This is a genomic window from Micromonospora sp. KC213 (assembly GCF_004348325.1).
Taxonomy (GTDB): Bacteria; Actinomycetota; Actinomycetes; order Mycobacteriales; family Micromonosporaceae; genus Micromonospora.
This window is the reverse complement of the sequence record NZ_SMKF01000101.1, coordinates 1-21,567: the sequence shown is the minus strand read 5'-3', so window position 1 is coordinate 21,567 and position 21,567 is coordinate 1. Positions and strand designations below refer to the sequence as shown.

Sequence of the window (21,567 nt, the reverse complement as noted above, 5' to 3'; positions counted from 1 at the left end):
GCTGGGGGCCGGTGGATCGGGTGGGTCGGTCAGCCGCCGAAGCCGGAATCGGCAGGGAGGGAGATATCCGGCTTCTCGAGTTCCTCGACGTTGACGTCCTTGAACGTCATCACCCGGACGTTCTTGACGAACCGAGCGGGGCGGTACATGTCCCACACCCAGGCGTCGTGCATCTCGACCTCGAAGTAGACCTCACCGTCGGAGTTGCGCACGTGCAGGTCGACCTGGTTGGCCAGGTAGAAGCGGCGCTCGGTCTCCACCACGTAGGAGAACTGGCGGACAATGTCGCGGTACTCCCGGTAGAGCTGCAGCTCCATCTCGGTCTCGTACTTCTCGAGATCTTCCGCGCTCATCGCTCTCCGCCTTCCATGACCACATCTTCCCCCACCGCCGCGGAGGGTCGAGGCTGCTCGCCCAACGCCACGCCGACGGTACTCCTTGACGCGCCCGCGTGCTCCATCGGCTCGGGCGCGGACCCGCCGACAGGCCGTCGCGCCCGGGGCGGGGCCCCGTCGCGCCCGGACACGGCGGCCACGTTCACGTACGAGAAACGGTGCTCCACACACGGGCCGAGTTCGCGCAGCGCACCGGTGTGCTCGGCCGTGATGTACCCCTTGTGCTCGGCGAAGCCGTAGCCGGGGTGGCGCTCGTCGAGTTCCACCATGATCCGGTCCCGGGTGACCTTGGCCAGCACGCTGGCCGCCGCCACACAGGCCGCCACCCGGTCGCCCTTCCACACCGCCAGCCCCGGCACGTCCAGCCCGTCCACGCCGAACCCGTCGGTCAGCACGTAGTCCGGTCGGGTGGTCAGCGACGCCAGCGCCCGGCGCATCGCGGCGAGATTGCACACGTGCAGCCCTCGCGCGTCGACCTCCTCGGCCGGGATGACCACCACCGAGTACGCCAGGGCGCGGCTGACCACCTCGTCGTACACCCGCTCCCGGCTGGCCGCGGTGAGCAGCTTGGAGTCGGCCAGCCCGTCGATCTCGCCCCGCCGTCCCTCGGGCAGGATCGCGGCGGCGGCGACCAGCGGACCCGCGCAGGCACCCCGGCCGGCTTCGTCGGCTCCGGCCACGTGCCGGAAACCCCGCCGTTGCAGGGCGCGCTCCAGGGCGTACAGGCCACCGTCGCGGCGTACCACGGTGCGCGGCGGCGTCAGCACGGCGCACCCCCGTGCGACGGGTCGACCGGCCCGGTGGCCGGGAGCGGGTCACCGGCCAGCGCCCGGGCCAGCACGCCTGGTAGGTCCTCCGGGTAGTACCGCTGGTCGGTGGCGGCCAGTTCCGCCACCGACCACCACCGGTACCCGGACACGGTGGCCCGCTCGACCGCGTCGAAGCCCGTGGTGTCCACCTCCCAGGCGTCGATCCGGACCAGGAAGAACTCCTGCTCCTGGCGGTAGCGGACGCCGTCGAAGGGAAACTCGACCGTCTCCGACCAGACCGGGGCGCCCAGCTCGGCCGGGCTGAGCCGCAGCCCGGTCTCCTCGGCCAACTCGCGGGCCGCGCCCTGAGCCGGGGTCTCGCCCGGGTCGAGCCCACCGCCGGGGGTGAACCAGTAGCGGTGCTCCGGTCGGGCCGGATCGACGCCCTCGAAGAGCAGCACCCGGCCTGCGGAGTCGACGAGCAGCACCCGGCCCGCACGACGAGGGGTATGGACGGTCACCGCCCCAGACTGCCAGACGCGGGTGACCCGGGGCCACGTCAGGGCGGTTGGCCGCGGTTACGGGCTGGGGATCGCGTCGAACGGCTTCGGCACGCTCAACCAGGTTGCCCGGTCCACCGGCCAGAACACCGTGAAGGCGCGGCCGACCACCCGGTCCTCCGGGATCGTCGCCTCGGTGACGTCCCGACCGGACTGCTGCCAGTGTTCCAGCGAGTCACCCGAGGCGGAGCGGTGGTCACCCATCACCCAGAGCCGCCCCGCGGGGACGGTGATGTCGAACTCCTGGTCGGCCGGCTTGTCCTGCTGACCATCGGCGGAGTAGATGTACGGCTCGTCGAGCCGCTGGCCGTTGATCACCAGCTTGCCGGCGTCGCAACAGACGACCCGGTCCCCGCCCACACCGATCACCCGCTTGATGAAGTCCTCGCCGTTGGGGTTGCCGCTCCACGACGTCGGCGCCTTGAACACCACGACCTCGCCTCGGTGCGGCGACCGGAAGTCGTAGACCAGCTTGTTGACCAGCACCCGATCGTCGATCTTGAGCGTGTTCTCCATGGACGGTGACGGGATGAAGAAGGTCTGCAGCACGAAGGCGCGGACCAGCACCGCCACCAGGATCGCCACGCCCAGCAGGATGGGCAGCTCCTTCCAGAAGGAGCTGCGGGGCTTCTCGGTCTGCTCGTCAATCACGAATGGAGCCTACGTCGCCGGGCACGCGGAGATCGTCCGGAACGCGCGAGAACCGACATCAGCCCCGCCATCGGGACGAGGAGGACGACACCGCCGACCGGGGTGGCCTCGACCGGCTGCGCCGGCGCGGCGGCCGGGCGGGACAGTTGGGCGAAGGTCGCCGGCACCGACAGCGACGCCCACCGCTGCGACGGCCAGACCACCATGAAGGCCCGGCCGACGACGTTGTCGATCGGCACCGGCCCCTGGCACCGGGCGTCCTGGGAGACCAGCCGGTGGTCGCCCATCACGAAGATCTGGTCGGGTGGGACGACGATCTCGTCGAAGCGCCGTGACCGGCACTCCCCGGGATTGGGCGGCACGTTTAGCGGCGAGTTGCGGATCACGTAGGGCTCGTCCAGCGGGATGTCGTTGACCAGCACCCGGCCCTGCTCGTCGCAGCACCGCACCCGGTCCCCGGGCACGCCGATGACCCGCTTGATGAAGTCCTTCTCACCGGGGCGGCTCACCCCGACCAGATCGCCGAGGGTACGAGCGATCTTGCCGGCGAAGTCCGGCGGCGGGCCGGTCGGCTCCTGTGCCACCCACCGGTCGGTGCCGCGGAACACCACCACCTCGCCGCGCACCGGGTCACGGACGTCGTAGACGACCTTGTTGACCAGGACCCGGTCGCCGACGAGGAGAGTGTCCTCCATCGAGCCGGACGGGATGAAGAACGCCTGGAGCAGAAAGGTGCGGATCAGCACCGCGAGGCAGAACGCCACGATCAGCAGCAGCGGCAACTCCTGCCAGAGTGGCATCTGCTTCGGGGTGCGGCGGGCCCTCCTGCGCCACGGGTCGACCGTGCCGTTGTCGTCAAGCACCTGCACCACGCCACTCCCCGGTCCGCAGAAACGACACTACCGCCCGGGAGCCTCCTCGAGGCTCCACGGGCGGTAGTGGACGATCGCATGCCGTGACCACGTCGCGGCGTCGCAGCCCTCCTGCGCCCGTACGACCAGGGTAGTTCGATCTGGTCGATACGACATCCGCGCAGGTCAGGGGCGTGGCGAGCGGTGCTCAGCTCGCCGGCTGCTTCTCGCGCAGCTCCTTGATCTTGGCCTTCTTGCCCCGCAGCTCGCGCAGGTAGTAGAGCTTGGCGCGGCGGACGTCACCGCGGGTCACAACCTCGATCCGGTCGATCGCCGGGCTGTTGAGCGGGTAGGTCCGCTCCACGCCGACGCCGAAGCTGACCTTGCGGACCGAGAAGGTCTCGCGCAGACCGTCACCCTGGCGACGGATGACGACGCCCTGGAAGATCTGGACACGGGACCGGTTGCCCTCGACGACCCGCGCGTGCACCTTCACGGTGTCACCGGCACGGAAGTCGGGAAGGTCGACCCGCTTCGACTGGGCGTCAAGGGCGTCCAGGATGTTCATCGCTGCGTCCTCGTAAGGCTCACGGCGCACCGTCAGTCGGTGCGCGGATGGGTGATTCTGACTCCCGGGTGGCAGCCGGCGACGCCGGCCCCGGTCGGGGGCCCTCGCGTCCGCTCACGGCGTGGGCGGGCGCGGCAACCCCCCTACTTTGCCACATCCCCCGGCGGCACCGGAAACCCACCCCGATCCAACGCGGCGACGTCCCGCTTGTCGAGGCTTCCCGGGGGGAGCGCGGCGATCATGTCGGGACGGCGCGCCGCCGTACGCCGCAACGCCTCGTCCCGCCGCCAGCGGGCGATCCTGCCGTGGTCGCCGGAACGGAGCACCTCCGGCACCTCCAGCCCCCGCCAGGTCGCCGGCTTGGTGAACATGGGAGCCTCCAGCAGCCCGTGGGCGTGCGACTCCTCCTCCAGCGAGCCGGCGTTGCCCAGCACCCCGGGCAGCAGCCGGGTGACCGCCTCGAGGATCACCAGCACCGCCACCTCGCCGCCGAAGAGCACGTAGTCACCGAGAGACACCTCGGTGACCGGCATCCGCGTCGCGGCGTGCTCCAGCACCCGCTGGTCGATGCCCTCGTACCGGCCGCAGGCGAAGAGCAGGTGCGACTCGGCGGCCAACTCGTGCGCCATCGCCTGGGTGAACGGCACGCCGGCCGGGGAGGGCACCAGCAGCCGGGGCAGGGTGTGCCCGTCGGGGCTCAGCTCGCCCGGAGCCAGGGCGTCCAGGGCCGCGCCCCAGGGTTCCGGGCGCATGACCATGCCGGGCCCGCCGCCGTAGGGGGTGTCGTCGACCGTCCGGTGCACGTCGTGCGTCCAGTCCCGCAGGTCGTGCACGGCCAGCCGGAGCGTCCCGTTCGCCCGAGCCCGGCCGATCAGCGACAGGTCCAGCGGGGCGAAGTACTCGGGAAAGATCGACACGATGTCGACGCGCATGAGGGGCGGCTCCGGCTACAGGTCGAGCAGGCCGTCCGGCGGGTCGACCACGACCCGGCCGCCGGCGAGATCGACCTCGGGGACGATCGCCTTGACGAAGGGGATCAATGCGGTACGCCCCTCGGGCCGGCGCAGCACGAGCAGGTCCGAGGCGGGAGCGTGGTCGATCCCGGCGACCTCGCCCAGCCGCTGGCCGTCCGGGGTGACCACGGCGAGGCCGACCAACTGGTGGTCGTGGAACTCCTCCGGGTCCTCCGGCGGCGCCACGTCGGCGCTGTCCACCACGAGCAGGGTGCCACGCAGCACCTCGGCGACGTCGCGGTCCAGCACGCCCTCGAAGGCGACCAGGAGCCGGCCCTGGTGGAAGCGGGCCGCCTCGACGGTCAGCTCCGCCGGGACCTGGAACTGCGTCCCGGCGTCGGTCGCGGGCACCGGCCCGGGTTCGGTATGCGGCTCCCTGCCCGGGGCCTCGGCCCGGGGTCTCGCCCCGGGCGCGGTGCGGAGCACCGTACCCGGGGCGAACCGTGCTTCCGGTTCGTCGGTCCGCACCTCCACGGTGACCTCACCGCGGATGCCGTGCGGTTTGCCGATCCTGCCGACGACGAGCAGCATCAGTACGAGTCGACGATGTCGACGCGTACCCCGCGTCCGCCGATGGAGCCGATCACCTGGCGCAGCGCCTTGGCGGTCCGGCCGGACCGCCCGATGACGGTGCCGAGGTCCTCGGGGTGCACGCGGACTTCCAGCCGCTTGCCCCGACGGGAGTCGATCATGCGGACGCGCACGTCGTCCGGGTGGTCGACGATGCCCTTGACCAGGTGCTCCAGCGCGGGACGCAGTGCCACGTCAGGCCTGCTCACCGGCGTCGGCAGGAGCAGCGGCCTCGGCCGGGGCCTCGGTCTTGGCGGCCTTCTTGGCCGGCTTGGCGGCCGGGGTCGCGGCCACGCCGGCGGCGGCCTGCGCCTCGGCCTCGTACGCCGCCTTGCGGTCGGCCCGCTCCGGGGCGACCTTCAGCGGCGGCGGGGCCGGCAGGCCCTTGAACTTCTGCCAGTCACCGGTCAGCTCCAGCAGACGCTGCACCGCCTCGCTCGGCTGCGCGCCGACGGAGAGCCAGTACTGGACCCGGTCCGACTTGACCTCGATCACCGAAGGGTCTTCCTTCGGCTGGTACACGCCGACGAACTCGATCGCGCGACCGTCACGCTTGGTGCGCGAGTCGGCGATGACGATGCGGTACTGCGGGTTGCGGATCTTACCCATCCGCAGGAGCCGGATCTTTACGGCCACAGTTGTTTCGCTCCTGTTGCGATCTCACCGGCCCGGACGGGCGGTGTGCACGGGTGAGCGCCGACCGGCACAGTGGGGTTGGGCCGGAGACTGCTCGGTGGACTGGCGACACGCCCGGGTTAGAGGGCGCCGGACGCGCGCCGGATACCAGCGACCCATTCTGCCAGATCCGCCGCCGATCTCTCACACCGGACCCGGACACCGCGCGCGGAGCCGGCGTCGGCGTGACATGGAACACGCCTCAGCGCACCGGCGGACGGTCCCAGCCCGGCGGCAACTCGTCCGGCACGTCCCAGGCCGCCGGCGGGGTGTAGTCGCACCAGGTGCCGTCGAACGGGAAGGCCCCCGCCTCGGCGAGGGCGATCACCCGCTCGCCCTCGGCGCGGACCGTCGCCTCGTCGGCCACCCAGTAGTGCTCGGCGAAGGCGATCCGCTCGGCGAACTCCTCCTCGTCCTTCCACTCCCAACTCCGGTCGGGGTGGACCACCACGTCGAGGTCCTGGTCCACCACGTCGACCCCGGCGACGGCACCGTCGTCCCACCGGACACCGGGCTCCTCCAGGTTCACGTACCAGTTGATGAAGCGGCCCTGCCCGTCACGGAACCACCAGACCGAGTGGGCCGCCCCGGTGGGCAGGAACTTCAGCACCGGCGGACCGTTCCACCGGCCCCGCGCCAGCCGGTACGACGAGGTGATCCACTCGGCGAAGGGCATTGCCCGCATGCCGAGGCCCGCCGCTGTCACCTCGTGCGCCACCGGGGCGTCCCGGGCGATCCAGAGCAGCAGGCCGCGCTCGTCGTCGCTGACCACCCGGCCCGCCCGGACCCAACCGATCCGGCCGCGCCGCACGTTCCGATGCATGATCAACCGACCCGGCTCGAACCGGTCGTCGGGAGTGGCCGGGCGCACCTCAGTAGGCGCGGGCCAGGATGGCGACCAGGTCCGGCTCGTCCTCCGAGTCCGGCACCGAGCCGTCGGCGCGCAGCAGGCAGCGCACCGTCACGCCCTGCCCGTTCGCCTCCGCCTCACCGGCCACGCCGACCGCCGACCACGGCACCCGGGCCCAGCCGGTGGCCGCCGCCTCGATCGCCTCCGCCAGCGTCGACACCTCCGTGGTGCGGGACTCGCGGTGGGCCAGGGCCTGGTCGTGCAGCGCCCGCTGGTCGGCGTCCAGGGCGGCCAGCACCGCGCCGACCACGTCCGCCACCGGGGTGGGGGCCTTCGAGCCGTCCGTACGCCGGACCACGACCGCGTTGCCGGCGGCCAGGTCGCGGGGGCCGACCTCGACGCGTACCGGGTAGCCGCGCAGCTCGGCGTCGACGGCCCGGCGGCCGAACGGGGTGTCGACGCGGTCGTCGAGCGCGACCCGCACGCCCGCGTCGCGCAGCGCGTCGCGCAGCTTGGCCGCCGCCTCGCCGACGCCCTCGCCGGCCTTGACCACCATCACGTACGCCTGGATCGGCGCCAGCCTCGGCGGCACCCGCAGGCCGTTGTCGTCGCCGTGAGCCATGATCAGGCCACCGAGCATCCGGGTGGAGGTGCCCCAGGAGGTCGTCCAGGCGTGCTCCCGGCCGCCCTCGGCGGAGGAGTAGCTGATGTCGAACGCCTTGGCGAAGTTCTGCCCCAGCTCGTGGCTGGTGCCGAGCTGGAGCGCCTTGCCGTCACCCATCATGCCTTCGCAGGTGTACGTGGCGGTCGCGCCGGCGAAGCGCTCCCGGGTGGTCTTCAGGCCGACCACCACCGGGATGCCGAGCACGTTGACCATCAGGTCCTCGTACGCCTCGTGCAGGATCCGCCGCGCGTAGGCCCGGGCGTCGTCCCGGGTGGCGTGCGCGGTGTGCCCCTCCTGCCAGAGGAACTCGCTGGTCCGCAGGAAGATCCGGGGGCGCAGCTCCCAGCGGACCACGTTGGCCCACTGGTTGAGCAGCAGCGGCAGGTCCCGGTACGAGTCGATCCACTTGGCCATGAACTCGCCGATCACCGTCTCACTGGTGGGGCGCACCACCACCGGCTCGGCGAGCTGCTTGCCGCCACCGTGGGTGACCACCGCCAGCTCCGGCGAGAAGCCCTCGACGTGCTCGGCCTCGCGCTTGAGGTAGCTCTCCGGGATGAAGAGCGGGAAGTACGCGTTCTCCGCGCCGGCCGCCTTGATCCGGGCGTCCATCTCGGCCTGCATCCGCTCCCAGATGGCGTAGCCGGCCGGACGGATGACCATGGTCCCCCGGACCGGGCCGTTGTCGGCCAGCTTCGCCTTGGCGATGAGGTCCTGGTACCAGCGGGGGAAGTCCTCCGCACGGGGAGTGAGCACGCGAGCCATGACCGCACATCCTATGCGGCGACCGCGCCGCGGTGGCGTCCGGGCGGCCCACCGGCCGCGTCGCGCCACGGACCGCGGGTCAGCGCAGCACCCGGCCACGCAGGACGATACGGGAGGGGGCCCGGACGACCCGGAGGTCGGCCCGTGGATCCTCGGGGTAGACGACCAGGTCGGCGAGGCCACCCTCGACGAGCCCGGGGAAGCCGAGCCAGTCGCGGGCCCGCCAGGAGGCGGCGGCGAGCACGTCGTCGGGGGACATACCGGCCCGGTCGTGCAGCAGGAGCATCTCCTCGGCGGCGAGGCCGTGGTCGATGCCGCCGCCCGCGTCGGTGCCGACGTAGATCGGCACCCCCGCCTCGTACGCGGCCCGCACCACCTCCGGGAAGCGGTCCCGCAGGGCGAGCATGTGGTCGGCGTACCCGGGGAACTTCGCCCGGGCCTGGTCGGCGATCCCGCCGAAGGTCCGAATGTTGATCATTGTGGGCACGAGCGCCGTGCCCTGGCGGGCCATCAGGTCGATCAGGTCGAGGCTCAGCCCCGTGCCGTGCTCCACCGAGTCCACCCCGGCCCGCACCATGATCTCCACGGCCGTCTCGGAGAAGGTGTGCACCGCGGCGCGTACGCCGGCGGCGTGGGCCGCCACCACGGCCGCCGTCATGGTGTCCGCGTCCCAGGCGGGCGCGAGGTCGCCTGCCTGGCGGTCGATCCAGTCGCCGACCAGCTTGACCCAGCCGTTGCCGGCGCGCGCCTGCGCGGCCACGGTCGCGGCGACCTCGGCCGCGCCGACCTCCACCCCGATGTCGCGCAGGTACCGCCTGGGCGGGGCGATGTGCCGGCCCGCGCGGGCCAGTCGCGGCAGGTCCGGCTCGTCGTCGAGTTCCGGGTACGGGTACGGGGAGCCGGCGTCGCGGATGGCGAGCACCCCGGCGTCGCGGTCGGCGCGGGCCAGGTCGCGGGCCTGGTCGAGCGAGGCGATCGGGGCACCGCCGCGGGCGATGCCGATGTGGCAGTGCGCGTCGGTGAGGCCGGGCAGCAGGTAGCCGCCGTCGGCGATCGTCTCCGCGCCGGGCACCGGCTCGAAGGTGACCCGGTCGCCGACCAGCCAGAGATCCCGCACCTCGTCGTCGGGCAGGAGCACACCGCGTACGTGCAGAGCCATCAGCGAGGGCGGTTGTCGCCCTTACCGAACTTGTTGAAGTCGATTTTCGGAAGCTTGAAGCCCGGGGGCAGCCCCTGCCCACCGGCCAGGTCGCCCGGGTCCATGCCGGGCGGAAGCTGCGGCATACCGCCCGGGAAGCCGCCCGGCACGCCACCGGCACCGATCCGCGGCCGGCCGCCACCGCCCTTGGTGCCCTTCCGCTTGTTCTTCGGCGACTTGGTGGCCTTGCGCCGACTGCCCGGCAGGCCCATCATGCCGCCCATCTGCTTCATCATCTTCTGCGCGTCGGCGAAGCGGTTGAGCAGCTGGTTGACGTCCATGACGGTGACCCCGGAGCCGCCCGCGATGCGGGCCCGCCGGGAACCGTTGATGATCTTCGGGTTGGTCCGCTCGGCCGGGGTCATCGACCGGATGATCGCGGTGACCCGGTCGAAGTGCTTGTCGTCCAGATCGGCGAGCTGGTCCTTCATCTGCCCCATGCCGGGCATCATGGCCAGCACGTTGGCGATCGGGCCCATCCGGCGGACGGCGATGAGCTGGTCGAGGAAGTCCTCCAGGGTGAACTGCTCGCCGCCCATCAGCTTGGCGGTCATCTTCTCCTTCTGATCGGCGTCGAAGGCCTGCTCGGCCTGCTCGATCAGAGTGAGGACGTCGCCCATACCGAGGATCCGGCTGGCCATCCGGTCGGGGTGGAAGACGTCGAAGTCCTCCAGCTTCTCTCCGGTGGAGGCGAAGAGGATCGGCTGCCCGGTGACCTCCCGGACCGACAGCGCGGCACCACCCCGGGCGTCACCGTCGAGTTTCGACAGCACCACGCCGGTGATGCCGACCCCGTCGCGGAACGCCTCGGCGGTGCGGACCGCGTCCTGACCGACCATGGCGTCGATGACGAAGATGACCTCGTCCGGGTCGACCGCGTCGCGGATGTCGGCGGCCTGCCGCATCATCTCGGTGTCGATACCGAGGCGGCCGGCGGTGTCGACGATGACGATGTCCCGGGCGGCCCGCCGCGCGTGCTCGATCGAGGCGCGAGCCACCTGCACCGGGTCGCCGACGCCGTTGCCGGGCTCCGGGGCGTACACCTCGACCCCGGCCCGGCCGCCGAGCACCTGCAGCTGCCCGACGGCGTTGGGGCGCTGGAGGTCGGCGGCGACCAGCAGCGGCTGGTGCCCCTGGGCCTTGAGCCAGCGGGCCAGCTTGCCGGCGAGGGTGGTCTTACCGGAACCCTGGAGGCCGGCCAGCATGATCACCGTCGGCGGCTGCTTGGCGAACTGGAGCCGCCGCCCCTCGCCGCCGAGGACCGTGATCAGCTCCTCGTTGACGATCTTGACGATCTGCTGGGCCGGGTTGAGCGCCTGGGACACCTCGGCGCTGCGCGCCCGCTCCTTGACGTTGGCGATGAAGCCCTTGACCACCGGCAGCGCGACGTCCGCCTCCAGCAGCGCCATGCGGATCTCGCGCGCGGTGGCGTCGATGTCGGCGTCGGTGAGCCGACCCTTGCCGCGGAGCTTGGTGAAGATCCCGGAGAGGCGGTCACTCAAGGTGTCAAACACGCGAACATCCCGTTTGTCGTTTTTCCGGCGGGCACAACGCGGCCGGGCAGGTGTCCAGCCACCGCTAGGGTAGCCCGCCGCCCGTCCCCGTGTTCCGCCCAGCCGTTCCGTCGTGCGCGGAGCTGCCCGTCGCACCCTGCAAACCTGATGGCACGAATGGATCATCCGGACAACCGCGCCCCCGGCGTCGACCTCGGCCTCGGGGATCATCGGAGCCTGGCGATCCACCCATGCGTTCAGGTCTGTAGCGCCTCACAACCACCTGCGTCTCCCCTGGGTTCCCGGACACCGACCCCGCCGCACCCACCGGCCGCCCGGACGAGCTCAGACCGCGCCCAGCACGGCCGCCTCCAGCCGGGCCCGCTCGGCGTCCCCCGGCCAACCGCCGACCAGATAGAACACGTCCACCACGTCGCCGCCGAGGGTGGAGATGCGGGCGGCGCGCACCTGGGCACCGGCCTCGTCCAGGGCACAGGTCACCCGGTAGAGCAGCCCCGCCGCGTCGGCGGCCCGCAACTCGAGCAGCACCGCGTCGGTGGCAGCCTCCCGGTGCCAGACCACCCGGGGCGCGGCCCCCGCGCCCCGCGCCGCGAGCGCCCGGCCGCGCAGCCGCTGGGTGACCGAGACGTCCCCGTTGACGGCGCGACGCAGGTCGGTGCTGAGCGCGATCGGGTCGGGCCCGAGACCGTACCGGGGCTGCACCCGGCATTCGACCAGTGCCCGGCCGTCGACCGTGGTGGCGTCCGCGGCGAGCACCTCCAGCCGGTGCAGGGCCAGGCAACCGGCCACCGTCGCGAGCAGGCCCCGCCGGTCCGCCGCGGCCACCGACACCCGGTCCTCCCCCAGGTGTACGACGGGAAGCGGCCCGGCCACCAGCGCCGGATCCGGGGCCGGTGGCGGAGGCACCACGCCGGTGTCCAACGCGGTGCGTACCCGGCCGACCAGCTCAGCGATCAGTCGTCCCTTCCAGTCCGACCACGCGGCCGGGCCGGTGGCCGCCGCGTCGGCCCGGGTCAGGGCGTGCAGCAGGTCCAGGGTGGTGGTGTCGCCGACCTGCTCGGCGACCCCGGCGACGGTCTTCGGATCGGACAGGTCCCGCCGGGTGGCCACGTCGGGCAGCAGCAGGTGCAGCCGCACCAGCGTGCCGATCAGCGCCGCCTCCGCGGCCGGCAGACCGATCCGGGCGGCGACCTCCTCGGCGATCGGTGCCCCGACGACACTGTGGTCGCCCGGGAGCCCCTTGCCGATGTCGTGCAGGAACGCGGCGAGCAGCAGCAGGTCGGGCCGGTCCACGTCCCGGGTGTGCCGGCTGGCCTCGTACGCGGTCTGCACCAGGTGCCGGTCCAGGGTGAACCGGTGCACCGGGTTGTGCTGCGGCAGGCTGCGCATCCGGGTCCACTCGGGCAACCAGCCGTCGATCAGCCCGTACCGGTCGCAGGTCTCCCAGGCCGGCAGCAGGCCGGCACCGGCCCCGAGCAGGGTGGTCAACGCGGCTCGGGCGGCCGGCGGCCAGGGCGCCGGCAGCGGCGGGCAGTACGCGGCCAGCCACTCGCAGGTGGCCCGGGCGATCGGCAGCCGGGTGGTGGCCGCCGCCGCGGCGACCCGCAGCGACAGGCTCGGATCGGGACGGGCGCCGATGGCGGTCCGGGCCAGCACCAGCTCGCCGTCGTGCTCGACCACGTCCCGGGCGACCGGCCGGCGCACCGGCCGATCGTCTCCCCCGCGTCGACGGCCGGTGCGCAACCGGTCGGCGGCCCGCCACGCGTCATCGAGGGCGTGGCTGACGGTGCGGGCGTCCCCGGCGACCCGCCGCAGCAGCGCGTCGCCGTCGTGGACGGCGACGCCGTCCGGACCGGTCTCGGACGCGGGGCGACGCAGACCGAGCAGCCGGGCCACCGCGTCGCGTTCCTGGGCGAGCAGCCGGTCGACCCGGCGGCCGACCTGCTCGTGCAGGGCGTCGCGGGTGTCCAGCAGGCGCAAATGCGCGGCGTGGACGGCGGGGCGCAGCGCGTCGGTGACCCCGGCGGTGGCGATGGCGCGCAGGATGCCCACGTCGCGCAGCCCGCCGGCCGCCTCCTTGAGGTCGCCTTCGAGCAGGAAGGCCAGCTCGCCGTGGGTACGCCAGCGGGTCTCGGTGATCTCCCGCAGCACGGGGAGCCGGCGGACGGCGGTACGCCGCCAGTGGTCGACGGCCGTGCGGAGCAGGTGGTCGACGAGCCCCCGGTCACCGGCGACGAAGCGCGCGTCGAGCAGGGACAGCGCGACCTTGACGTCGTCCTCGGCCACCGCGAGCGCCTCGGTGACGGTGCGCACCGAGTGGTCCAGCCGCACCCCGGCGTCCCAGATCGGGTACCAGAGCGAGGCCGCCAGCTCGTCCACCCCGGGCACCCTGTCGTGCAGCAGCACCAGGTCGAGGTCGCCGTGCGGGGCGCACTGCCGCCGCCCCAGACCGCCGACGGCGACCAGCGCGATTCCGTCCCGGGCGGGCAGCAGCGACCGGAGCCAGGCGTCGTGCCCGTCGGCACGCCGGGCCCGGGCGGCCTCCCCGATGCCGCCGACCCCGTCGACCGGGGCGGGCGCGTCGGTTGGTGCGGTGTCCGACGCGGCGCTCCTGGTCGACGGGGTCATCAACGGACTCTCACAGCGCGTCGAGGCCACGCTCGCCGGTACGGACCCGGACGACCTCCTCGACACCCGTCACCCAGACCTTGCCGTCACCGATCTTGCCGGTCCGGGCCGCGGTGACGATGGCGTCGACGATCTTGTCGACGTCCATCTCGTCGGTGAGCACCTCGACCCGGATCTTGGGCAGGAACTCGACCGTGTACTCGGCACCCCGGTAGACCTCGGTGTGCCCCTTCTGCCGCCCGTACCCCTGGACCTCGCTGACGGTCAGGCCGGCCACGCCGAGGGCGTGCAGAGCCTCCTTCACCGCGTCCAGCTGGTACGGCTTGATGACCGCGGTCACCAGCTTCATGTCCATGCCCTCCATTCTCCGAACGTTAACCGGCGACCTTCTCGTCCACTGCCGCAGCCGACGCGGGGGCCTCCCCCGAGGCCGACTTCGCGGCGCCCGGGGTCAGCCCGGCCATCGCGAACGCCCCAGCGGCGGCGCCGCCGGTGCTCGGCGACAGGTCGTACGCGCTCTCCGCGTGCTCGGCGATGTCGACGCCCTCGATCTCGGCCTCCGCCTTGACCCGGAAACCGATGGTCTTCTCGATGGCGAGGGCGAGGCCGTAGGCCACGGCGAACGACCAGACCGTCACGATCAGACCACCGAGGGCCTGCCGGCCGAGCTGGGTGACGCCGCCGCCGTAGAAGAGGCCGTCGGAGGCGCCGACCACGTCGGTGATGGCGGCGTTGACCGAGTTGGTGGCGAACAGACCGAGCCAGAGCGAGCCGATCCAGCCACCGACGAAGTGCACGCCGACCACGTCGAGCGAGTCGTCGTAGCCGAGCTTGTACTTCAGGCTGATGGCGAGCGCGCAGACCACACCGGCGACGACGCCGAGCAGGACCGCCGCCCACGGGGCGATGAAGCCGCAGGCCGGGGTGATGGCGACCAGACCGGCGACGGCACCGGAGGAGGCACCGACCATGGTCGGCTTCTTGTCCTTGACCCACTCCACCGCGATCCAGCCGAGCACCGCCGCGGCGGTGGCGAGCTGGGTGTTGATGAAGGCGAGACCGGCGACCGAGTCCACGGTCAGCTCCGAGCCGGCGTTGAACCCGAACCAGCCGAACCAGAGCAGGCCCGCGCCGAGCGCGACCAGCGGGATGTTGTGCGGCTTCATGCCCTCGCGGGGCCAGCCGAGCCGCTTGCCGAGCACCAGGACCAGGGCGAGCGCCGCGGCACCGGCGTTGATGTGCACCGCGGTCCCACCGGCGAAGTCCAGCGCGTGGATCTTGGCGCCGACGATGCCGCCGCCCCACACCCAGTGGGCGACCGGGAAGTAGACCAGGGTGGCCCAGCCGAAGGCGAAGATCAGCCAGCCGGCGAACTTGGCCCGGTCGGAGATCGCGCCGCTGATCAGCGCGACGGTGATCACCGCGAAGACCATCTGGAACGCCATGAAGACGTAGAGCGGGACCCCGATGCCGCTGGGGTTCTCGGCGGTCGCGCCCCACAGGTCGGTCTCCGCCAGGAAGGTCTTGGTGCCGAGGTAGGCGCCCGGGTCGCCCCAGAGCCCGTTGACGTCGGACCCGAAGGCGACGCTGAATCCGTAGAACCACCACAGAATAGAGATGAGCCCGATGGCCGAGAAGCTCATCATCATCATGTTGAGCACACCCTTGGACCGGTTGAGTCCGCCGTAGAACAGCGCCAGTCCGGGGGTCATAAGCAGCACGAGCGCGGTCGAAACCAGCAGCCAAACGGTGTTGCCGCCGTCGATCGTCGGTGCTTCAGGCACGCTGGCCTCCTAAAGGTGAAGTTCCCTCCCTCGCGGCTTCCGGGGCAGCGTCGCCCGTACGCCGGTTGCGCGGAAGCTTCGCCGTCCCCTGTTTCCTGCACCGACACGGCACGATTTCCGGCACGTGACGACTTGTTTCCGGCATGTGAAGAACCGCGATCATCACCCCAGGAAACCGGACAGAAGGGGCGTCCCCACCTGGGAACGCCCCTTCCTCGTCGCGGTGCGGCTCAGTACAGAGCCCGCTCCAGGGTGTGCCGCTCGTAGTCGAGCAGGCGCAGGTCCCGCATCGGACGCCGCAGGTGGCCCTTGTGCACGATCCGGACGAACGCCGGCTCGCCGGCCGCCGCCATCCGGCGGATGCCTTCCACGTGGTCCACGATCCGCTTGCGGATGGTCCGGATCAGGCGGTGCCGGTCCCGTGGGATCAGCCCGTACGCGTCGGCGAACAGGCGCAACCGACGCGGGCGGTCGGGCCGTTTCCACCCCAGCGTGATCGAGTCCCGATCGGAGAAGATCGGCACCCAGGTCCAGGCGGCGTACGCCACGTCGTAGATCCGGGCACCTGGCGAGGCAAGGTCGAAGTCGATCAGCCCGAGGGTGCCGTCCGGCCGCCAGATCACGTTGTGCGGAGCGGCGTCATGGTGGCAGATGACCTCGGTGTCCGGCGGGGGCGGGCCGAACGAGCGCCAGACCGCCCCGGCCGGCGGCGCGAACCCGTACTGCGCGTCGTGGAACATCCGTAGCATGGTGGCCACGGTCACCAGCGCCTCGTCGGTGACCCAGTGCGGGGCCAGCGGGTACTCCCCGCACTCCCCCTCCAGGTACGACAGGACCTCCCGGTTGCGCTCGTCCATGCCCAGCGCGCGCGGCGCGCCGCTGAACCCGACGTACTCCAGGTGGCGCAGCAGGGCGTGCACCGCGGGCGTCCAGGGGCCGGCGTTGCGGCGGACCGTGTCACCGACCCGCACCACGGTGCTCACGTTCCCGCCGTGCAGCGGGATCTCCTGCGAGGTCACGTACGGTCTCCCCAGGCGCGGACCGGAGTGGCGGGCCTCGCGCCACCCGGCGTACGCGCGATCGTCGTTCGTCACCGCGAGGTTACGCGTCCCGGGCGAGCGGCTCGGTCCCGAGCAGCGCGTCGACGAACTGCGTCGGATCGAACGGGGCCAGATCGTCCGCGCCCTCGCCGAGGCCCACCAGCTTGACCGGGATACCGAGCTTTCGCTGTACGGCGATCACGATGCCGCCCTTGGCGGTGCCGTCGAGCTTGGTCAGCGCCACGCCGGTCACGTTGACCACCTCGGTGAAGACCCGGGCCTGCTCCAACCCGTTCTGCCCGGTGGTGGCGTCGAGGACGAGCAGCGTCTCGTCGATCGGGCCGTGCTTCTCCACCACCCGCTTGACCTTGCCCAGCTCGTCCATCAGGCCGATTTTGTTCTGCAACCGGCCGGCGGTGTCGATCAGCACGGTGTCGGTGCCGGCGTCGATGCCCCGGCGGACCGCGTCGAAGGCGACGCTGGCCGGGTCGGCGCCCTCCGGGCCACGGACGGTCTGCGCGCCCACCCGGCCGCCCCAGGTCTCCAGCTGGTCGGCGGCGGCGGCCCGGAAGGTGTCGGCCGCGCCGAGGGTGACGGTCCGGCCGTCGGCGACCAGCACCCGGGCGATCTTGCCGCAGGTGGTGGTCTTGCCGGCACCGTTGACGCCGACCACCAGCAACACCGCCGGCATACCCTGCTTCGGGGTGGTCCGCAGCGACCGGTCCAGACTCGGGTCGAGGGCGTTGACCAGCTCGGCGGCGAGCAGCGCGCGAAGCTCGGTGGCGGAGCGGGTGCCGAGTACCCGGGTGCGCTCGCGGAGCCGGTCGACGATCTCCCGGGTGGCGTCGATCCCGACGTCGGCGGTGATCAGGCTGTCCTCGATCTCCTCCCAGGCGTCCTCGTCGAGGTGGTCCCGGCTGAGCAGGCCGAGCAGCCCCTTACCGAAGGCGTTCTGCGAGCGGGACAGCCGGGAGCGCAGTCGCACCAGCCGGCCGGCGGTGGGCTCGGGGATCTCCAGCGGAGGCGCCTCGACCACCGGCGGCTCGACCAGGACGCCGGTGGAGAGTTCGGACTCGGGTGCCTCGACGGGGGGACCGGCCAGGTCCTCCTCGGTGCGGGTGTCGACCGCGGTCTCCGGCAGCGGCGGCTCGGGGCGCCGGCGCAGCCGGGGCACCACCAGGCTGAGGGCGCCGATGATCAGCACACCGAGCAGGGCGAGTGCGACGAGGAGGTAGTCCTTCATGCCGAAATCCTGTCAGATGCCGGCAGCCGCGTCTCATCGACCGCACCCCCGGGCCGTCCGGCGCGCGCGGCGGTCAGCCCGTCCCGCAGCCGGCAGTGGCGCGACCGCCGGCGGGGTAGTAATGATGAAGCCCGCTCATCCCCGGAGGTCCCGCCATGCCCGCCGCGCGCCTGCTCATCGGACCTCTGCTGCGTCGGGTGGTCGGCACCCGGGCCACCGTCTGGGTGGAGACCAGCGGGCCCGCCGTGGTCACCGTCCGCACCGCCGCCGGGGCGTCCGGCTCCGCGCCGACCTTCTCCGCGTACGACCACCACTACGCGCTCGTCGTGGTGGCGGGCCTCACCCCGGACAGCGCCACCCCGTACCAGGTGCTGATCGACGACGAGGTGGCCTGGCCGGTGCCGGCCGGCGGTTTCCCGCCCAGCGTGATCCGGACCAGGGCCGCCGACGACCGCGACCAGCCGGTGCGGCTGGTCTTCGGGTCCTGCCGGGAGACCACCCAGCACGCCACCGCCCGCCGGCTGCCCCCGGACGCGCTCGACGCGTACGCCCGGCGGCTGCTGGCCGATCCGGATCCGGCGGGCCTGCCCGACCTGCTGGTGCTCCTGGGCGACCAGGTCTACGCCGATGTGACCTCCCCCACGGTGCGCCGGCTGCTGCGGCGACGCCGCAAGCGGCCGAAGGGCGCCCCGACCACCCAGGTGGTCAGCTTCGACGAGTACACGAAGCTCTACCTGGAGTCCTGGCGTGACCCGGAGATCCGCTGGTTGCTCTCCACCGTGCCGAGCGTGATGATCTTCGATGACCACGAGGTCATCGACGACTGGAACACCTCGGCTTCGTGGCGGGCGGACATGCGGGTGCAGCCGTGGTGGGCGGAGCGGATCCGCAGCGGCCTGGCCTCGTACTGGGTCTACCAGCACCTGGGCAACCTCGCCCCGGACGAGATCGCCGAGGACCCGCTGTACGCCAAGGTGATGGCCGCCGAGGACGCCACCGAGGTGCTGCGCGAGTTCGGCGAACGGGTCGACCGGGAGGCCGACGAGGCGCACGACACCGTGCGCTGGCGGGCGGTGCAGTACCAGTGGAGCTACGCCCTCGACCTGGGGCGGACCCGCCTGGTGATGCTCGACAACCGGTGCAGCCGGGTGCTGGAGCCGGGCAACCGGGCGATGCTGCCGGCCGGCGAGTGGTCCTGGTTCCTGGACCGGGCGCACGGCGTCTACGACCACCTGGTGGTGGGGGCCTCGCTGCCGTGGCTGCTGCCGCCGGCCATCCACCACGTGGAGGCGTGGAACGAACGCCTGGCCGACTCCGGCCGGCCCTGGGTGGCGCGGCTGGCCGAACGCATCCGCCGCTCCTGTGACCTGGAACACTGGGCGGCGTTCCGCCGTTCGTTCGACGCGCTGGGCGCCCTCTTCGCCCGGCTGGGCAGCGGCACGGCGGCCACCTCCGGCGACCGGGTCGGTGCCGGGCCTGCGTACCCCGCACCCGCGTCGATCAGCGTGCTCTCCGGCGACGTGCACCACTCGTACGTGGCCCGGGCCCGCTTCGACGACCCGGCGGTCCGTACCCCGGTGCACCAGTTGACCTGCTCCCCGATCCACAACCAGGTGCCGACGGGACTGCGCCCGCTGATGCGGCTGGGCTGGAGCCGTGGATTGGCCACCGCCGCCCGGGCGCTGGCCCGTTCGGTCGGCGTCCGTCGACCCAGCGTGCGGTGGAAGAAGCTGGCCGGCCCGTACTTCGGCAACGCGGTGGCGACCCTGGCGCACACCGGGCGGCAGGCGGAGGTGCTGATCGAGGGCACCACGAGCGACGGCCACCTGCGCGTGGTGGCCCGGCGGCGGTTGACCCGCGCCGGCGACGGCCACGGAAGCCGGGGAGGATGGCCGACATGACCTGGAGAGCACCGGAGATCACCCGGACGAAGGAACCGTACATCGCCGACGAACGCACCATGCTGGAGGGTTGGCTCGACTTCCACCGCGACACCCTGCTGGTCAAGTGCGCGGGGCTGACCGCCGAGCAGTTGAAGACGCCGAGCGTAAAGCCGTCCGGGCTGACCCTGCTCGGCCTGGTCCGACACCTGGCCTACGTGGAGCGGGTCTGGTTCCGGATCCGGGCCGCGGGCGAGGCCATCGACGGCATCTACTGCACCGAGGAGAACCCGGACGGCGACTTCGACGACGTCGCCGACGCCGACGCGGAGGCCGACTTCGCCACCTTCGCCGCCGAGGTGGCGGCGGCCCGCGCCGCCGCCGCCGGCCTGTCGCTGGAGCAGACCTTCCAGACTCGCCGCCGCGACGGCAGTACCGACGAGATCAGCGTCCGGTGGGTCTACCTGCACATGATCGAGGAGTACGCCCGGCACAACGGCCACGCCGACCTGATCCGGGAACGCATCGACGGCGTCACCGGCGACTGAGCCGAGCCGGCCGGCCGGGTCGGTACGCCGGCCCGGCCGGCCGGGTCAGTACGCCAGCGCCGCCCGCAGGTAGCGCAGGCCGTCCGGTCCGCTCCACCGGTACGCCGACAGCCCCGCGGTCCGTGCGCCGCTGACCGCCCGGTCCTCGTCGTCGACGAAGAGCACCCGCGACGGTGCGGTCTCCAGCGCCGCGCAGGCGATCTGGAAATACTCCTTGGCCGGCTTGTGCACCCCGACGGCCGAGGAGTTGACCACCACGTCCAACTCGCCGACCAGGCCCAGCGCCGCCAGGTCGGCGTCGAGCAGGTCGGTGCCGTTGGTGCCCAGACCCACCTTGATCCCACCCGCCCGCGCCTCGCGGACGAAGGCCAGCACGTCCGGGTCGACCTCGCCCCGGTAGTGCTGCCACTCCTGCACCGCGGCGCGAGCCCGGTCCGGGTCACCGAGCGAGGGGGTGAGCGCGTCGGCGACGCTGGCCATCCACTCGGCGTGGCTGACCCGGCCGGTCAGCACCGGCTGGAGCCGCCCCCACTGCATGGCGATCTCGCCGAGCACCCCCGCCGAAAGCCCGTACGCCCGCTCGACCCCGGCGGCGACCGCCGGATCCCAGCGGCGCAGCACCCCGTCGAGGTCCACCAGGAGCGCCGTGGCGCGTTCCCGACCCACTAGTCGTTCTCCTGCCCGTCGTTGTCGGCCCGGTTGAGCCGTTGGCTGATCACCTGGGTGACCCCGCTGCGCATGGTCACTCCGTAGAGCGCGTCGGCGATCTCCATGGTCCGTTTCTGGTGGGTGATGACGATCAGCTGACTCTTCTCCCGCAACTGTGCCAGGAGGGTGATCAACCGGCCCAGGTTGACGTCGTCCAGCGCCGCCTCGACCTCGTCCATGATGTAGAACGGGCTGGGCCGGGCCCGGAAGATCGCCACCAGCATCGCCACCGCGGTCAGCGACCGCTCGCCGCCGGAGAGCAGCGACAACCGCTTGATCTTCTTGCCCGGGGGTCGGGCCTCCACCTCGACGCCGGTGGTGAGCAGATCGTCGGGGTCGGTGAGGACCAGGCGGCCCTCGCCGCCGGGGAAGAGCACGGTGAAGACCTGTTCGAACTCCCGGGCGGTGTCGGCGAACGCGCTGGCGAAGACCTCCAGGATCCGGTCGTCGACGTCCTTGACCACGGTGAGCAGGTCCCGGCGGGTGGCCTTGAGGTCCTCCAGTTGCTCGGAGAGGAACTTGAAGCGTTCCTCCAGCGCGGCGAACTCCTCCAGCGCGAGCGGGTTGACCTTGCCGAGCAGGGCCAGTTCCCGTTCCGCCTTGGCTGCCCGCTTCTCCTGCACCGGCCGCTCGTAGCGGACCGGCTCGGGCACCGGCAGGCCGTCGCGTTCGGCCGCCGCGACGTCCACCTGGGTGGGCGGGACGAGCTGGGT

Annotated in this window: 23 protein-coding genes; 2 read left to right on the top strand and 21 right to left on the bottom strand. The window is 72.3% G+C overall.

Annotated elements, in window-relative coordinates:
* Positions 1-29: 29 nt before the first annotated feature.
* The 19 genes from E1166_RS19855 to ftsY form a co-directional block, all read right to left on the bottom strand.
* Complete coding sequence (locus E1166_RS19855) at positions 30-353, bottom strand: DUF2469 domain-containing protein (protein ID WP_007075222.1); 324 nt, start codon at positions 351-353, stop codon at positions 30-32.
* On the bottom strand, positions 350-1,162 hold the full coding sequence (locus E1166_RS19850) for a ribonuclease HII (protein WP_132265118.1): 813 nt from the start codon (positions 1,160-1,162) through the stop codon (positions 350-352). The genes E1166_RS19855 and E1166_RS19850 overlap by 4 nt, the downstream gene beginning before the upstream one ends.
* Positions 1,156-1,665: an NUDIX hydrolase gene (locus E1166_RS19845; protein WP_132340874.1), complete on the bottom strand. Its 510-nt coding sequence runs from the start codon at positions 1,663-1,665 to the stop codon at positions 1,156-1,158. The genes E1166_RS19850 and E1166_RS19845 overlap by 7 nt, the downstream gene beginning before the upstream one ends.
* Before the next feature lie 57 nt (positions 1,666-1,722).
* Complete coding sequence (gene lepB / locus E1166_RS19840; protein WP_132265122.1) at positions 1,723-2,355, bottom strand: signal peptidase I; 633 nt, start codon at positions 2,353-2,355, stop codon at positions 1,723-1,725.
* The gene (lepB, locus tag E1166_RS19835) at positions 2,352-3,227 is read right to left on the bottom strand and encodes a signal peptidase I (RefSeq protein WP_132340872.1); all 876 of its coding nucleotides are present in this window, start codon (positions 3,225-3,227) and stop codon (positions 2,352-2,354) included. The genes lepB (E1166_RS19840) and lepB (E1166_RS19835) overlap by 4 nt, the downstream gene beginning before the upstream one ends.
* A 187-nt stretch (positions 3,228-3,414) precedes the next feature.
* Positions 3,415-3,774 (bottom strand): 50S ribosomal protein L19, encoded by a 360-nt coding sequence (gene rplS, locus E1166_RS19830; RefSeq protein WP_132265126.1) that lies wholly within the window; start codon positions 3,772-3,774, stop codon positions 3,415-3,417.
* A 143-nt stretch (positions 3,775-3,917) separates the two neighbouring features.
* Positions 3,918-4,706: a tRNA (guanosine(37)-N1)-methyltransferase TrmD gene (gene trmD / locus E1166_RS19825; RefSeq protein ID WP_132340870.1), complete on the bottom strand. Its 789-nt coding sequence runs from the start codon at positions 4,704-4,706 to the stop codon at positions 3,918-3,920.
* Between the two features lie 15 nt (positions 4,707-4,721).
* A complete protein-coding gene (gene rimM, locus E1166_RS19820) occupies positions 4,722-5,315 on the bottom strand; it encodes a ribosome maturation factor RimM (protein ID WP_207914371.1) in 594 nt (197 codons plus the stop codon).
* Positions 5,316-5,317: 2 nt separating this feature from the next.
* Positions 5,318-5,578, bottom strand: coding sequence for an RNA-binding protein (locus E1166_RS19815; RefSeq protein ID WP_132265132.1), 261 nt, complete (start codon positions 5,576-5,578; stop codon positions 5,318-5,320).
* Positions 5,553-5,993, bottom strand: a complete 441-nt coding sequence (gene rpsP, locus E1166_RS19810; RefSeq protein ID WP_132265134.1) for a 30S ribosomal protein S16 — start codon at positions 5,991-5,993, stop codon at positions 5,553-5,555. The genes E1166_RS19815 and rpsP overlap by 26 nt, the downstream gene beginning before the upstream one ends.
* 241 nt (positions 5,994-6,234) lie before the next feature.
* A complete protein-coding gene (locus E1166_RS19805) occupies positions 6,235-6,855 on the bottom strand; it encodes a DUF402 domain-containing protein (protein WP_132340868.1) in 621 nt (206 codons plus the stop codon).
* A 49-nt stretch (positions 6,856-6,904) separates the two neighbouring features.
* Entirely contained in the window at positions 6,905-8,311 is a 1,407-nt protein-coding gene (gene proS, locus E1166_RS19800; protein WP_132340866.1) for a proline--tRNA ligase, read from the bottom strand.
* Between the two features lie 79 nt (positions 8,312-8,390).
* Positions 8,391-9,470, bottom strand: coding sequence for an amidohydrolase family protein (locus E1166_RS19795; RefSeq protein ID WP_132340864.1), 1,080 nt, complete (start codon positions 9,468-9,470; stop codon positions 8,391-8,393).
* Positions 9,470-11,023 carry a signal recognition particle protein gene (ffh, locus tag E1166_RS19790; protein WP_132265142.1) on the bottom strand — a complete coding sequence of 518 codons (1,554 nt, stop codon included), beginning with the start codon at positions 11,021-11,023 and terminating at the stop codon, positions 9,470-9,472. Before ffh ends, E1166_RS19795 begins: the two co-directional genes overlap by 1 nt.
* Positions 11,024-11,347: 324 nt before the next feature.
* The gene (locus tag E1166_RS19785) at positions 11,348-13,651 is read right to left on the bottom strand and encodes a [protein-PII] uridylyltransferase (RefSeq protein WP_132340862.1); all 2,304 of its coding nucleotides are present in this window, start codon (positions 13,649-13,651) and stop codon (positions 11,348-11,350) included.
* A 10-nt stretch (positions 13,652-13,661) separates the two neighbouring features.
* Positions 13,662-14,000, bottom strand: a complete 339-nt coding sequence (locus E1166_RS19780) for a P-II family nitrogen regulator (protein WP_207914370.1) — start codon at positions 13,998-14,000, stop codon at positions 13,662-13,664.
* Positions 14,001-14,025: 25 nt separating this feature from the next.
* Positions 14,026-15,435 (bottom strand): ammonium transporter, encoded by a 1,410-nt coding sequence (locus tag E1166_RS19775; protein ID WP_132340860.1) that lies wholly within the window; start codon positions 15,433-15,435, stop codon positions 14,026-14,028.
* A 230-nt stretch (positions 15,436-15,665) separates the two neighbouring features.
* Entirely contained in the window at positions 15,666-16,529 is an 864-nt protein-coding gene (locus E1166_RS19770) for an aminoglycoside phosphotransferase family protein (protein ID WP_165942612.1), read from the bottom strand.
* A gap of 7 nt (positions 16,530-16,536) precedes the next feature.
* Positions 16,537-17,718 carry a signal recognition particle-docking protein FtsY gene (ftsY, locus tag E1166_RS19765; protein ID WP_132265153.1) on the bottom strand — a complete coding sequence of 394 codons (1,182 nt, stop codon included), beginning with the start codon at positions 17,716-17,718 and terminating at the stop codon, positions 16,537-16,539.
* 155 nt (positions 17,719-17,873) lie between these two features.
* Here ftsY and E1166_RS19760 point away from each other — a divergent pair, with 155 nt between their 5' ends.
* Positions 17,874-19,619, top strand: coding sequence for an alkaline phosphatase D family protein (locus E1166_RS19760; protein ID WP_132340858.1), 1,746 nt, complete (start codon positions 17,874-17,876; stop codon positions 19,617-19,619).
* Complete coding sequence (locus tag E1166_RS19755) at positions 19,616-20,146, top strand: DinB family protein (protein WP_132340856.1); 531 nt, start codon at positions 19,616-19,618, stop codon at positions 20,144-20,146. Before E1166_RS19760 ends, E1166_RS19755 begins: the two co-directional genes overlap by 4 nt.
* Before the next feature lie 45 nt (positions 20,147-20,191).
* On the opposite strand, the gene E1166_RS19750 is transcribed toward E1166_RS19755, so the two are convergent.
* Together E1166_RS19750 and E1166_RS19745 are read right to left on the bottom strand one after the other, a co-directional pair.
* Positions 20,192-20,812, bottom strand: a complete 621-nt coding sequence (locus E1166_RS19750; RefSeq protein WP_132340854.1) for an HAD-IA family hydrolase — start codon at positions 20,810-20,812, stop codon at positions 20,192-20,194.
* On the bottom strand, positions 20,812-21,567 hold a 756-nt coding region (locus E1166_RS19745; RefSeq protein ID WP_165944386.1), incomplete at its 5' end, for an AAA family ATPase. The genes E1166_RS19750 and E1166_RS19745, both read right to left, overlap by 1 nt.